Consider the following 12,472-nt stretch of genomic DNA (forward strand, 5'->3'; position numbering starts at 1 on the left):
CCTCTGGGCCACGCTGGTTCCGACACGTCCGGGGGCTAGCGCGTCACGTGACCGAACCGGTGCATCGTCCGGCTGATCGCCTGCTCGCGCAGGACCGTGAGCAGCTCGCGCCGACCGCTCGCGAGGACCGGGTGGTCCAGCACCGTCACGTCGCCCACGTGGCCCGCCGCCGCCTCGCGCAGGCCGGGCGCCGAGCCCACGACGCGCACCCGACCCGTGACCTCGCCGCGCCCGACGGCCGCGGCGAACGCCTCGTGGCTCACGGCCGACGGCCCGTCGGCGCGGCTCACCACGACCGGCACCCCCGCCGTGCGCGCCGCGGACAGCACGCGCTCGACCTCGACCTCCGCGGCGTCCGCACCGACACGGACCGTCAGCACGTCGATCGGCCGGTACCGGAACACGTTGGACTCGACGTGCAGGGCCGACGGGTCGTGCTCGACCGCGAACTCGTGGGCCCACCAGCGGGCGTCATCGGCCCGGGCCCACGCGAGCCACGCCTCGGGCGAGGTCTCCCGCGCGGGGACGGCTCCGGCGTCGGGCGCCCCGCGCTCCGGACCCGCGGCGACCGCGTCGCTCCACGTGCCCAGCTCGGCCACGTAGTTGGGCCCGCCCGCCTTGGCGCCCGGCCCGACGGCCGAGCGCTTCCAGCCGCCGAACGACTGGCGCTGCACGATCGCACCCGTGATGACGCGGTTGACGTAGGCGTTGCCGACCTGGACGCGGTCGAGCCAGGTGTCGACCTCGGTGTCGTCGAGGCTGTGGATGCCGCCCGTGAGGCCGAACGAGACCGCGTTCTGCAGCTCGACGGCCTCGTCGAGCGTCGCGGCCGTCATGATCCCGAGCACCGGGCCGAACGCCTCGGTGAGGTGGAAGAACGAGCCCGGCGCGACGCCCGAGCGCAGCCCCGGGGTCCACGAGCGCCCCGAGGCGTCGAGGCGGCGCGGCGCGACGAGCCACTGCTCGCCAGGTTCGAGCGTCGTCAGGGCGCGCAACAACTTGTCCCCGGGCGCCTCGGTGAGCGGACCCATGGTCGTCGAGACGTCCGTGGCCGGGCCGACCGCGAGCGAACGCACCGCGTCGACGAGCTGCACAGAGAACCGGCGACCCGTCTCGGTCCGCTGGTCGCCGACCGAGCCCACGAGGATCACGAGCGAGGCCGCCGAGCACTTCTGGCCCGCGTGCCCGAACGCCGAGCGCACGACGTCGGCCGCCGCGAGGTCGAGGTCCGCCGAGGGCGTCACGACGATCGCGTTCTTGCCCGACGTCTCGGCGAGCACGTCGAGCCCCGGCCGCCACGACGCGAACATCTGCGCGGTCTCGATGGCCCCGGTGAGGATGACGCGGGCCACTCCCTCGTGCGTCACGAGGTGGCGACCGAGGTCGCCGTCGGGCACGCGCGAGAGCTGCACGACGTCCCGGACGGCGTCCGCCGTCAGGGTGCTCCCGGCGGGTGCGCCCGCCACTGCGTCCGCGAGCCCCGCACGGATCGCGTCGACCGCGACCTCCAGGCAGCGCGGCGTGGCCGGGGCCGGCTTCGCGATCACGGCCGAGCCGGCCGCGAGCGCCGCGACGATCCCGCCCACGGGGATCGCGACGGGGAAGTTCCACGGCGGGGTCACGAGGGTCACGCCGTGGGGCGTGAAGGTCGCGCCGGGGACCTGGTCGAGCGCCTCGGCCGACTGCGCGTAGTAGCTCGCGAAGTCGACCGCCTCGCTCACCTCGGGGTCGGCCTCGCCGACGGTCTTGCCGGGCTCGTGCACCATGGCGGTCACGAGGTCGGTGCGGGCCTCCTCGAGACGGGCGGCCACGGCTCGCAGGGCACGGGCGCGGTCCGCGGGGGCGACCTGTGACCAGGCCGCGGTGGCCCTGCCGGCACGCGCGACGACGTCGTCCACGTGGTCCGTGCTGGTCACCTCGGGCGACTGCGCAGGGACGAACCCGGAGTCCGGACCGACGATCCGCGCTGCCCAGGCGCGGTTGGCCGCGACGGCCGGGTCGGTGTCGGCGGCGTTGGTGAAACGCTCCCCGGCCACGTGCCCGACGGCGTCGCGCACCTGGCGACGCGGCGTCACGTCCGTGGCGGAGTAGCGGGTGCCGAGCTCGACCGAGGCACGGTAGGCGGCCTCCTGGCGGTCCATCGCGGTGTCCGAGGGGTGGTCCGAGGGAGCGAACATGGCGTGCAGGAAGTTCTGCTCGGCCGCGTTCTCCTCGAGGCGTCGCACGAGGTAGGAGATCGCGACGTCGAAGTCCTCGCGGGCCACGACGGGGGTGTAGAGGACGACGCGGCCCGCGTCCCGAGCGACCTCGTCCCGCACCGCCCGCGCCTCGCCCGGCGCCATGCCCTGCAGCATCTCGACGTCGAGCGCGTGGGCGACCCCGCGCGCACGAGCCACGAGGATCGCGAGCGCGACGTGGAACAGGTTGTGGCTCGCGACGCCGATCCGCACCGCGTCCGTGCGGGGGGCGCGCAGCGCGTGGTCGACGAGGCGCACGTAGTTCGCGTCGACGTCGGGCTTGGTCGGGTAGGGGGCCTGGGCCCAGCCGTGGAGCTCGGCCTCGACCTTCTCCATCGCGAGGTTCGCACCCTTGACGAGGCGCACCTTGACGGGGGCGCCGCCCGCCGCGACGCGCTCCGTCGCGAACGCCGTGATGCCGTCGAGCGCGCCGAGCGCGTCGGGCAGGTACGCCTGGAGCACGATCCCGGCCTCCAGGCCACGGAACTCCTCGCGCCCCAGGATCGTCTGGAAGACCTCGGTCGTCAGGGCCAGGTCGCGGTACTCCTCCATGTCGAGGTTGAGGAACACCCCGTGGTCGCGCGCCGCGCGGTACAGCGGCAGGAGGCGCTCGACGACACGGTCGCGCGAGCCTTCGAGGTCCCACGTGACGAGCTGGGACGCGACCGAGGACACCTTGACCGAGACGTAGTCGACGTCGGGACGCTCGACGAGAGCGATGGTTCGTGCGAGCCGGGCCTGCGCCTCGTCCTCGCCGAGCACGGCCTCGCCGAGGAGGTTGACGTTGAGCGCGTACCCCTCGGCGCGCGTGCGCGCGAGGTGCTTGCCGAGCCCCGGCCCGGCGTCGGCCACGAGGTGACCGACGAGCTGGCGCAGGCGGATGCGCGCGGCGGGCACGACGACCTTCGGCAGCACGGGGGCCATGCGGGCGCCGAGTCGCAGCAGCGCGGTGTCGACCGGGCCGAGGAAGCCCTTCGCGCCGCCCGCGAGGTCGCCCAGGAGGCCGAGCTCGTGCGCGGCGACCTGGACGTCCTGGGGGCGGGCGACGTTGTCGACGAAACGCACCGCGAGCTCGAGCCCCGCGGGGTCGGACACGAGGGCGCCGAGGCGCTCGGCGGTCCTGCGCTCGCGCGCGCCCTCAGAGGCCGCGGCCGCGGCCGCGATCCAGCTGCGGGCGAGGCGCGCGGCGTCGTCGGCCAGGGCCTCGACCGGGGTGTCGGTCCGGACGTCGACGCTGGTCAGGGGCGAGGAGGCACCGGCTCGTGACCGGTCGTCCGCGCGTGGAGCACCCGCTGGGGCGCTCGAGTCGTGGCTGCTCATCCTCCTAGCGTGCCTCCGTTGCTGACGCTTCGTCTTGTACGATCCGGGCTGTCATGGCATCGCTTCCGGACAAGTCCACCCCACCACGCACCTGGCCAGACGGCGAGGCGCTGCTCGCTGCCCTCAGCCCCGCGATGGTCGACCTCATGGACGAGCTCTCGTCGACCATGTTCTGCGCCAAGGACGTCACGGGCCGGTACGTGCTGGTCAACCGGGTCTTCGTGGCCCGCACCAACGAGCGCTCGCGCCGCGCGGTCCTCGGCAAGCGCGCCACCGACCTGTTCGTGCCACAGCTCGCCGAGCGCTACGACCAGCAGGACGCCGAGGTCCTGCGCACGGGTCGTCCGCTGCGCAACGAGCTCGAGCTCATCCGCCGCCTGGGCGGCACGCCCGGCTGGTTCCTCACGTCCAAGCTTCCGGTGCACGACGCCGCAGGACACCTCGTGGGGCTCGTCTCGGTCTCGCAGGACCTGCGCGAGGACGACGCCGACGACGCCTCGATGGACTCGATGGCACGGCTCGTCGCGGGTATCGAGGGGCGCCTGGGGCAGGCGCTCACGGTCGCGGACCTTGCAGCGCTCGCGGGGTGCACGCCTGCGGTGCTCGACCGCCGCGTGCGGCGCGTGTTCTCGCTCAGCCCTCGCCAGCTGGTGCTCCGCGCCCGGGTCGACCGGGCGGCCGAGCTGCTCGTGGGCTCGGACTCCCCCATCGCCGAGATCGCGGTCGTCACGGGCTTCTACGACCAGCCCGCGTTCACCCGGACCTTCGCGCGCCTGACGGGCGAGACGCCGTCGTCGTTCCGGCGCAGGGCTCGGCGATAGGTCGACGCTCCGGCTCGCGCTCCCGCTCCACCCGTGCCAAGACTGGGAACCATGACCTCGATCCCCACCGCCGCCCTGCCCGGCGGCGACATCCCCCTGCTCGGCCTCGGCACGTGGCAGTCCGAGGGCGACGACTGCTACCGCGCGGTGCGCCACGCGCTCGACGTCGGGTATCGGCACATCGACACGGCGACCATGTACGGCAACGAGGAGCAGGTGGGCCGGGCGCTCGCCGCGTCCGGCGTGCCGCGCGAGGACGTGTTCCTCACGACCAAGCTGCGTCCCGCGGACGTCGGGCGTGAGCACGAGACCCTCGCGCAGTCGTTGCGCCTGCTCGGCACCGACTACCTGGACCTGTGGCTGATCCACTGGCCGCCGTCGGGCGACGCCTCCCCCTGGGTGTGGGCCGAGATGCTCGGGGCGCGCAACGTGGGACTCGTGCGGTCGGTCGGGGTGTCGAACTACTCGGTGGACCAGCTCGACGTCCTGTCCGAGCAGACGGGCGAGACGCCTGCGGTCAACCAGATCCCGTGGGGCCCGGACGACTACGACGCGCAGGTCGTCGAGCAGCACGCCAAGCGCGGCGTGGTGCTCGAGGGATACAGCCCGTTCAAGCGCACGAACCTCGACTCGCCCGCCCTGCAGGCGGTCGCGAAGGCCCACGGGGTCAGCACCGCGCAGGTCGTCGTGCGCTGGCACCTGGACCACGGATTCGTCGTGATCCCCAAGTCGGTGACCCCGGCCCGGATCGAGGCGAACTTCGACGTCACGGGCTTCTCGCTGAGCCCGGACGAGCTCGCGCGCATCGACACGCTCGGGTGACGATCCGGCGGGCGACGTGAAACGGGCCCCGACCTGGCGGTACGTTGGACGGGTACGGTCCCTCACCTCGGGACCGGAAGACCCTCATCACCCGGAGGAAGAGTGACGACGACGTCAACGCCGCCCACCAGCGGTCCCACCCAGGCCGGATCCACCGCCGAGACCCCCCACCAGAAGGCCTCGGCCCTCGCGACGGCCCACAGCCAGCTCGCGAACGCGGTCGAGATCCTCGGGTACGACCCGGGCCTGCACGAGATGCTCGCGACCCCGCGCCGCGAGGTCAACGTCTCGGTCCCGCTGCGTCGCGACAGCGGCGAGATCGTGCTGTTCCGCGGCTACCGCGTGCAGCACAACGTCTCGCGCGGCCCCGGCAAGGGCGGGCTGAGGTACCACCCGAGCGTCGACATCGACGAGGTGCGCGCGCTCGCCATGTGGATGACCTGGAAGTGCGCCGTCGTGGACCTGCCCTACGGCGGGGCCAAGGGGGGCGTGTCGATCGACCCGCGTCAGTACACGCAGGCCGAGCTCGAGCGCGTGACCCGCCGGTACACGAGCGAGATCATGCCCGTGATCGGGCCTGAGCGGGACATCATGGCCCCCGACATGGGGACCAACGAGCAGACCATGGCATGGGTCATGGACACCTACTCGGTCAACCAGGGGTACACGATCCCGGGCGTCGTGACGGGCAAGCCGATCCCCGTGGGCGGCTCGCTCGGGCGCACCACGGCGACGTCGCAGGGCGTGGTCCACACGACCAAGGCCGCGCTCGCCGAGGCGGGGCTCGAGCTCTCGGACGCGTCGGTCGCGGTCCAGGGCTTCGGCAAGGTGGGCTCGCACGCCGCCGCGATCCTCGCGGGCCAGGGCGCGCGGGTGGTCGCGGTGAGCGACCAGTACGGCGGCATCCACGACGAGGACGGGCTCGACGTCGCCGCGCTGTTCCGGCACGTCGCGGAGACCGGGACGGTGGTCGGCTTCGAGGACGCCGAGCCGATCGACAACCACGCGCTGCTCGCGCTGCCCGTGGACGTCCTCATCCCCGCAGCCGTGGAGGGCGTGCTCGACGACGAGACCGCGCACACCGTCAAGGCCCGCTGGGTCGTCGAGGGGGCGAACGGCCCGACCACCGCTGCGGGCGATCGCATCCTCGCCAAGAACGGCGTGACCGTGGTGCCGGACATCCTCGCGAACGCAGGCGGCGTCGTCGTGTCCTACTTCGAGTGGGTCCAGGCGAACCAGGCGTACTGGTGGACCGAGCAGGAGATCGGCGAGAAGCTCGAGCACCGCATGCACGTGGCCTACCAGGGCGTGTCGTCGCTGGCTCGTCGCGAGGAGCTGAGCCTGCGCGACGCCGCGCTCGTCATCGGCATCCAGCGCACGGCCGAGGCGCACCAGATCCGCGGGCTCTACCCGTAGCGTCGCCCTCGTCCCGGGCAGGGCGGTCCCCGCGAGGCGGGGGCCGCCCTGTCGCACGTCCTGGCCCGGTGCTCCGCGGTCCTGGGCGAGACCTGCCCTGCCCGACGGCGCCGCGTCAGCCTCGGCGCGCGCGCAGCGTGGTCACGACGGGGGCCAGGATCGCGACGCCCGCGGCGATGCCGGCCGCGACCGCGACGGTGCCGTCGACGAGGGGGCCGTTCGCGCGGCCGTAGGCGATCCAGCCGAGCCCCCAGGCCATGGCCAGCCCGACCGCGATCGCGGCCACGGGCCTGCGCGCCGCGAAGAGGGCGTAGGCGACGGCCAGGACCGCGCCGGCTGCGACGACGAGCACGCCCCAGGCGGTCGCGCCGAGACCCGCCTCGCCCACGCCCGCGTCGGTGAGCGCGGCGGCGACGTTCGCGAGCGTCGCGACGCTGGCCCACCCCAGGTAGAGGCCGACCGTGCCGTCCAGGACGACGGACTGGACGACGCTCGTGGGCGGGGTGCGCACGAGCCGCACGAGGATCACGGCGAGCACTGCGACGAGCACGCCGATCACGACGACGCTGAGCGGCAGGACGCCCGTCTGGACCACGCCGATCCAGGCGGCGTTGAGCAGCATCGAGGCCAGGACCCACCACGACACGGACCGCAGGCGGGGATCGGTGGCCTGGCGCGGGAGCGCCTGATGGACCGCGAAGACCGCGAGCCCCAGGTAGATCACCGACCAGACGGAGAACGCGGGGCCGTCGGGCGCCACGGGGGTCGCGTCGGCGGCGAGGGCTCCCCCGGCGGCGTCCTGGATCGCCTGGCCGCCGAACGCTCCGGAGCCGAACGCCGCGCCGACGATCGCGACCGCCGCCCCGACGAGGACCGTGACCTGGCGGACCCGGTCGGAGGTCGTGGGGGCCGCGGCGGGTGCTGACGTGGTCGCTCGGGAGCTGCTCATGGTCCCAGCATGCCAACACTCAGCATGCTGAGCATCTCGTGGGCGCCCCGCTGGCGCCGGGAGCCCTCGACCGGTTACGCTCCGGCGCCAGCAGATCGCCGCGACGCGGCCCGCCGTCGGAGAACCACATGAACAGCATGCTGCGAGCGGCGCTCGGCGCGCTCGTCCACGTCCTGGCCCCCGGGGCCGAGACGTCCGGCGACGGTGCGGGGTCGGCGGCATCGGCAACGGGATCGGGAGAGCCCACCGCGACGGCGGACCGGACCTTTGCCGAGCAGCAGCACGTCGCCGCGGCGTGGGAGCACGGCCACGTGCCGATGTCGGTCGACCTGTTCGGGGCGCTGGGCCGCCTCCTCGACGCCCGAGCCCCCGGGGACGCCCAGGGCACCCCGGAGACGCTGAGTGCGGAGCACTAGTCACGGATCGAGCGGACCGGCGACAGCTGCTCCGCACTCGGCGGCGTGAGGTCAGGACAGCGGCTGTCGCCCCGCCCACTCGATGAGCGTGGTCCGGGGACCGGTGAAGAACGGCGTCTCCTCGCGCACGTGGCGGCGCGCCTCGGTGGCCCGCAGGTCGCGCATGAGGTCCACGATGCGGTGCAGCTCCTGGGCCTCGAAGGCCAGCAACCACTCGTAGTCGCCGAGCGCGAAGGACGCGACCGTGTTGGCCCGCACGTCCGCGTAGTCGCGGGCCGCCAGACCGTGGTCGCGCAGCATGGTGCGGCGCTCGGCGTCGGGCAGGAGGTACCAGTCGTAGGACCGCACGAACGGGTACACGCACAGGTACGAGCCCGGCTCCTCGTGCATGAGGAACGCCGGGACGTGCCCGCGGTTGAACTCGGCCGGGCGATGCAGGGCCGCGTTCGACCAGACCGGCTCGAGGTGGCGGCCGAGCTCGCTCGCCCGCAGGCGCTGGTAGGCGCCCTGGACGGACTCGACCGTCGGGCCGTGCCACCAGACCATGAGGTCGGCGTCGGAGCGCAGTCCGCCCAGGTCGTACCAGCCGCGGACCACGAGGTCACCCTCGACGGCCGCCGGGTCGTCGCCGCCGCCGACCGCGGCGAGCGCAGCCTCGACCATCTCGGTGCGCTCCGCGGCGTCGGCCGGCAGGGACTCGGCCAGCGCGAAGACCGACCACATCGTGTAGCGGATCGAGTCGTTGATCTGTTCGTGGTCCACGGGGACGCGGTGCGCGTCGTTCATCGTCGTGCCTCTCTGGAGTGCGGGCTCCCGGGACGCCGACGTCCCGGGAGTCGTGCGGGTCGTCGGGTCAGCGGTGCAGGTCGGTGCTGCACAGCGCGGGGATGCCGCTGGGCTCCCCGTCGCGGCGCAGGCAGCAGTCCGGTGCGCACACCGAGCGGAACGCGCCGAGCTCGCCGACCACGGCCTCGGTGAACTTCTCGTCGCGCGCGATGGCCGCCCGCTCGAGGACCAGGTCCACCAGGCCCTTGACGAACGGGGCACGGGTGCCGACGGTCCCGGCGCGCACGGCGGTGATCCCGAGGCGGGTCGCCGTCTCCATGGCCTCGGTGTCGAGGTCGTACGCGACCTCCATGTGGTCGGACACGAAGCCGATCGGCGAGAGCACGACGTTCGTGACGTCGTCGGCGGCCAACGACTCCAGGTGGTCGTTGACGTCCGGCTCGAGCCACGGCTGCGCGGGCGGCCCCGAGCGCGAGCAGAACGTGAGGTTCCACTCGACCTCGTGGCCGAGGCGGGCCGAGACCTCCTCCGCGACGACGCGGGCCAGGTCGAGGTGCTGGCGCGAGTAGGTGGCGTGCGAGATGCGCGACGCGGCCTCCATGGTCAGCGGGATCGAGTGCGTGACGAACACCAGGCGAGCCTCGCGCACGTCGCCGCCCTTGGCCGCGAGCGCCTCGTACCCCTCGAGCACGGCGTCGATGTTCGCCTGCGCGAAGCCGGGGTGGTTGAAGTAGGAGCGCACCTTGTCGAACTGGATGCCGGTCGAGCCGTCGGCTCCGAGCTCGCCTCGGGCGTCGAGCGTGAGCGCGAGGTCCTCGCGGTACTGGCGGCACCCGGAGTAGGACGAGAAGGCCGAGGTCACGAGAGCGACCACCCGCTGGGCGCCCGTGCCGGCGAGCTGCTCGACGGCGTCGCGCGTGTAGGGCTCCCAGTTGCGGTTGCCCCACACGACGGGCAGGTCGATCCCGCGGTCCGCGAGCTCTTCCTCGAGCGCGGCCTTGAGGGCGAGGTTCTGCTCGTTGATGGGGCTCTTGCCGCCGAACCCGTAGTAGTGCTCGCCGACCTCCTCGAGACGTTCGTCGGGGATCCCCTTGCCGACCGTGACGTTGCGCAGGAACGGCACGACGTCCTCGGGCTTGTTGGGTCCTCCGAACGAGTAGAGGAGGAGGGCGTCGTAGGGGCGGACTTCTGCGGCAGCGGCAGGAGCGGTGCTGGTCCGTGCACCGGTTCCGGCGGCCGTCGTCTGAGGCGAGAACGAGGGCATGTCCGCATCATCTCAGCCGCACCTGGGGGTTCTTCCCCGGAGGGCTGCGACGCGGACGTGACATTGACGGGACAGTTCGTCAGAACGACCCTCGTCCTCGCCGGGAGCACGGAACCGCTCCCCGTGACTACCCCTTGACCGCTCCCCCGAGCCCTGCACCCTGCAGGAACGTGCGCTGGAACACGAGGAACAGCAGCACCGGGATGATGGTCGAGATCGCGAGCGCCGCGAGGAACACGCCCTTGTCGGTCGTGGCCGCGATCGCGGGCAGGCGCACCGACAGCGGCTGGATGAGGGGGTCCTTGAGGACCAGGAGCGGCCAGAGGAAGTCCTTCCAGCTCGCGATGATCGCGAACACCGACACCACGCCCAGGATGGGCTTGGACATGGGCAGCACGATCGACCAGAACAGTCGGTAGGGGCCGGCACCGTCGACGCGCGCGGCCTCGAAGACCTCACGCGGCAGGTTGTCGAAGAACCGCTGCACGAGCAGCACGTTGAAGGCGCTCGCCCCCGCGGGCAGCCACACGGCCCAGAAGCTGTTGATGAGCGAGGTGCCCAGCAGCGGCGGGTCCAGGATCGTGAGGTAGAGCGGCACGAGCAGCACGACGGCCGGGATGAACATGGTCGACAGCACGGCCGCCTGGACCGCCTTGCCGTAGCGCGGGCGCAGCACCGACAGCGCGTAGCCGGCCGTCGTCGCGACGACCATCTGCACGGCCCACGAGCCCAGCGCGAGCCAGATCGTGTTGAAGAAGTACTTGCTGACCTGCACCTCGTTCCACGCCTTGTCGAGGTTGTCCCACGCGATGCCGTTCGGGAAGATCGCCATGGGCGTGCGCAGGATGTCCTGCGTGGGCGTGACCGCGAACTTCGCGAGCAGCAGCATGGGCCCGAGCCCCGCGACCACGAGCAGCACGAGCAGCAGGACGTGCGTCCCGCCCATCCCGAACCGCACCGAGGGGCGTCGCCAGTCCGCGACGGACACCGCGCCGCGGTCGGCCACGCCGTCCATGGCCCGACGGCGGCGCCTGCGTTCGCGTGCCGCGTCGCCCTCGCGGCGGGTCAGGTAGGCCTTCTCGGCGAGCCCCGCCATGGAGCCGCCGCCCTGGGCCGAGATCTCCACGGGCGAGGGGTACTCGCCGGGGCGGGCTGCGCCGTCGGGCCCGGTGACCGGGGTGAGGTCCGGCGCGCCGCCGGGCGTTCCGGGCGGGACGGCGGCGGGACGGTCGGTGCGCGGGGTCGTCATGAGGTGCTCCAGGACCGGGTCAGGCGGAAGTACAGGGCGGAGAAGGCCGCGAGGGCGAGCGCGAGCATGAGCGACAGCGCGGTCGCCGCGCCGTAGTTGCCGCCCAGGCTGTTCGCGAACGCGTAGTTGTAGATGAGCAGCAGGATCGTGATGGTCGAGTTCGCGGGGCCGCCGCCCGTGAACAGGTACGGCTCGAGGAACACCTGCGCGGTCCCGATGATCTGCAGGATCAGCGTGATGAACAGGACCCCGCGGAGCTGAGGCATGGTCACGTGCCACACCTTGCGCCACACGCCCGCGCCGTCGACCTCGGCGGCGTCGTAGAGCTCGGGCGGGACGCTCGTGAGGGCAGCGAGGTAGATGATGATCGTGCCGCCGGCCCCGGCCCACGTGGCCGCGAGGACGAGCGACGGCATGGCCGTGGTGGCGTCCTGGAGCCAGGGGTAGGGGCCGAGGCCCACCCAGCCGAGGATCGTGTTGAACACACCGTTGGGACCGGCGTCGTAGAAGAACTTCCACAGCAGCACGGCTACGACGGGCGGCACGACGACCGGCAGGTACGCGAGCGCCGAGTACAGGCCCTTGTACCGCCGCACCTCGCTCATCAGCACCGCGGCCACGAGCGGGATCGGGTACCCGAACAGCAGCGCGAGGAACGCGAAGTACGCGGTGTTCTTGACCGCGGTCCACAGGAGCGGGTCGGCGAGCACGTACCGGAAGTTGTCGAGCCCCACGAACTGGGTGTCGACGAGGTTGGTCTCCTGCACGCTCATGATGAGCGCGCGCACGATCGGGAACCAGGAGAAGACCCCGAAGATCACGATCACGGGCAGCATGAAGATCAGGTTGCTGAGCCCGCCTCCGCGCACCCAGGTCGCGGGCGACCGTCGTCGGGCGGGCTTGTCGGCCGGCGCTTCGTGGCGTCTGCGCGCCGGTGCACTGGTGGCGGTCACGGAAGGTCCTTCGGGGTCGAGGAGAAGAGGAGGTTCCCGGTCGGTCGCCAGGGGGCTCGCGACCGACCGGGAGTTCGTGAGAGGGGGCCGGGCCACCCCGGCCCGCTCTCACGAGCACCGGGTGAGCACCCGGCGAGAGCAGCGGTGAGGTCCCGGGGTTGGGGGTTGCGCGCGGGCGGGGGGGGCCGGGGCCGGGGGGGGGCGCACACTGAGGAGCGGTGAGGGGCCCGCCACCCCAC

The 12,472-nt window shown here is 72.9% G+C and carries 10 protein-coding genes; 4 read left to right on the forward strand and 6 right to left on the reverse strand.

Annotated elements, in window-relative coordinates; all coding sequences use genetic code 11:
* Window positions 1-35: 35 nt before the first annotated feature.
* Window positions 36-3,557, reverse strand: coding sequence for a proline dehydrogenase family protein (locus ACFRCR_RS11465; RefSeq protein WP_377677643.1), 3,522 nt, complete (start codon window positions 3,555-3,557; stop codon window positions 36-38).
* A 53-nt stretch (window positions 3,558-3,610) separates the two neighbouring features.
* Here ACFRCR_RS11465 and ACFRCR_RS11470 point away from each other — a divergent pair, with 53 nt between their 5' ends.
* The 3 genes from ACFRCR_RS11470 (at window position 3,611) to ACFRCR_RS11480 (ending at window position 6,616) form a co-directional block, all read left to right on the forward strand.
* Window positions 3,611-4,378 carry a helix-turn-helix domain-containing protein gene (locus tag ACFRCR_RS11470; RefSeq protein WP_377677645.1) on the forward strand — a complete coding sequence of 256 codons (768 nt, stop codon included), beginning with the start codon at window positions 3,611-3,613 and terminating at the stop codon, window positions 4,376-4,378.
* 51 nt (window positions 4,379-4,429) lie between these two features.
* Window positions 4,430-5,200: an aldo/keto reductase gene (locus ACFRCR_RS11475; protein WP_377677647.1), complete on the forward strand. Its 771-nt coding sequence runs from the start codon at window positions 4,430-4,432 to the stop codon at window positions 5,198-5,200.
* Window positions 5,201-5,302: 102 nt separating this feature from the next.
* Entirely contained in the window at window positions 5,303-6,616 is a 1,314-nt protein-coding gene (locus ACFRCR_RS11480) for a Glu/Leu/Phe/Val dehydrogenase (protein ID WP_377677649.1), read from the forward strand.
* Between the two features lie 115 nt (window positions 6,617-6,731).
* Here the strand turns inward: ACFRCR_RS11480 and ACFRCR_RS11485 are convergent, their stop codons facing one another.
* Entirely contained in the window at window positions 6,732-7,565 is an 834-nt protein-coding gene (locus tag ACFRCR_RS11485; RefSeq protein WP_377677650.1) for a tryptophan-rich sensory protein, read from the reverse strand.
* A 128-nt stretch (window positions 7,566-7,693) separates the two neighbouring features.
* Between ACFRCR_RS11485 and ACFRCR_RS11490 the strand changes: the two genes are divergently transcribed.
* On the forward strand, window positions 7,694-7,981 hold the full coding sequence (locus tag ACFRCR_RS11490) for a hypothetical protein (protein WP_377677652.1): 288 nt from the start codon (window positions 7,694-7,696) through the stop codon (window positions 7,979-7,981).
* A gap of 51 nt (window positions 7,982-8,032) precedes the next feature.
* Here ACFRCR_RS11490 and hemQ read toward each other — a convergent pair whose 3' ends face one another.
* From hemQ to ACFRCR_RS11510, 4 genes are all read right to left on the reverse strand, one after another.
* A complete protein-coding gene (gene hemQ, locus ACFRCR_RS11495) occupies window positions 8,033-8,767 on the reverse strand; it encodes a hydrogen peroxide-dependent heme synthase (RefSeq protein ID WP_377677654.1) in 735 nt (244 codons plus the stop codon).
* A 67-nt stretch (window positions 8,768-8,834) separates the two neighbouring features.
* Window positions 8,835-10,031 (reverse strand): ferrochelatase, encoded by a 1,197-nt coding sequence (locus tag ACFRCR_RS11500; RefSeq protein WP_377677656.1) that lies wholly within the window; start codon window positions 10,029-10,031, stop codon window positions 8,835-8,837.
* A 127-nt stretch (window positions 10,032-10,158) separates the two neighbouring features.
* Window positions 10,159-11,046, reverse strand: a complete 888-nt coding sequence (locus ACFRCR_RS11505; RefSeq protein WP_225227556.1) for a carbohydrate ABC transporter permease — start codon at window positions 11,044-11,046, stop codon at window positions 10,159-10,161.
* A gap of 230 nt (window positions 11,047-11,276) precedes the next feature.
* Entirely contained in the window at window positions 11,277-12,233 is a 957-nt protein-coding gene (locus ACFRCR_RS11510) for a carbohydrate ABC transporter permease (protein ID WP_377677658.1), read from the reverse strand.
* Between the last annotated feature and the right edge of the window lie 239 nt (window positions 12,234-12,472).

The organism is Oerskovia sp. NPDC056781 (assembly GCF_042789955.1).
GTDB classification, from domain to species: domain Bacteria; phylum Actinomycetota; class Actinomycetes; order Actinomycetales; family Cellulomonadaceae; genus Oerskovia; species Oerskovia rustica.

What these genes read in the sequence shown, in the direction of transcription:
- ACFRCR_RS11465 (WP_377677643.1), bottom strand. Translation starts at nt 3,557, where the DNA reads ATGAGCAGCCACGACTCGAGCGCCCCAGCGGGTGCTCCACGCGCGGAC.
- ACFRCR_RS11470 (WP_377677645.1), top strand. Translation starts at nt 3,611, where the DNA reads ATGGCATCGCTTCCGGACAAGTCCACCCCACCACGCACCTGGCCAGAC.
- ACFRCR_RS11475 (WP_377677647.1), top strand. Translation starts at nt 4,430, where the DNA reads ATGACCTCGATCCCCACCGCCGCCCTGCCCGGCGGCGACATCCCCCTG.
- ACFRCR_RS11485 (WP_377677650.1), bottom strand. Translation starts at nt 7,565, where the DNA reads ATGAGCAGCTCCCGAGCGACCACGTCAGCACCCGCCGCGGCCCCCACG.
- ACFRCR_RS11490 (WP_377677652.1), top strand. Translation starts at nt 7,694, where the DNA reads ATGAACAGCATGCTGCGAGCGGCGCTCGGCGCGCTCGTCCACGTCCTG.
- hemQ (WP_377677654.1), bottom strand. Translation starts at nt 8,767, where the DNA reads ATGAACGACGCGCACCGCGTCCCCGTGGACCACGAACAGATCAACGAC.
- ACFRCR_RS11500 (WP_377677656.1), bottom strand. Translation starts at nt 10,031, where the DNA reads ATGCCCTCGTTCTCGCCTCAGACGACGGCCGCCGGAACCGGTGCACGG.
- ACFRCR_RS11505 (WP_225227556.1), bottom strand. Translation starts at nt 11,046, where the DNA reads ATGGACGGCGTGGCCGACCGCGGCGCGGTGTCCGTCGCGGACTGGCGA.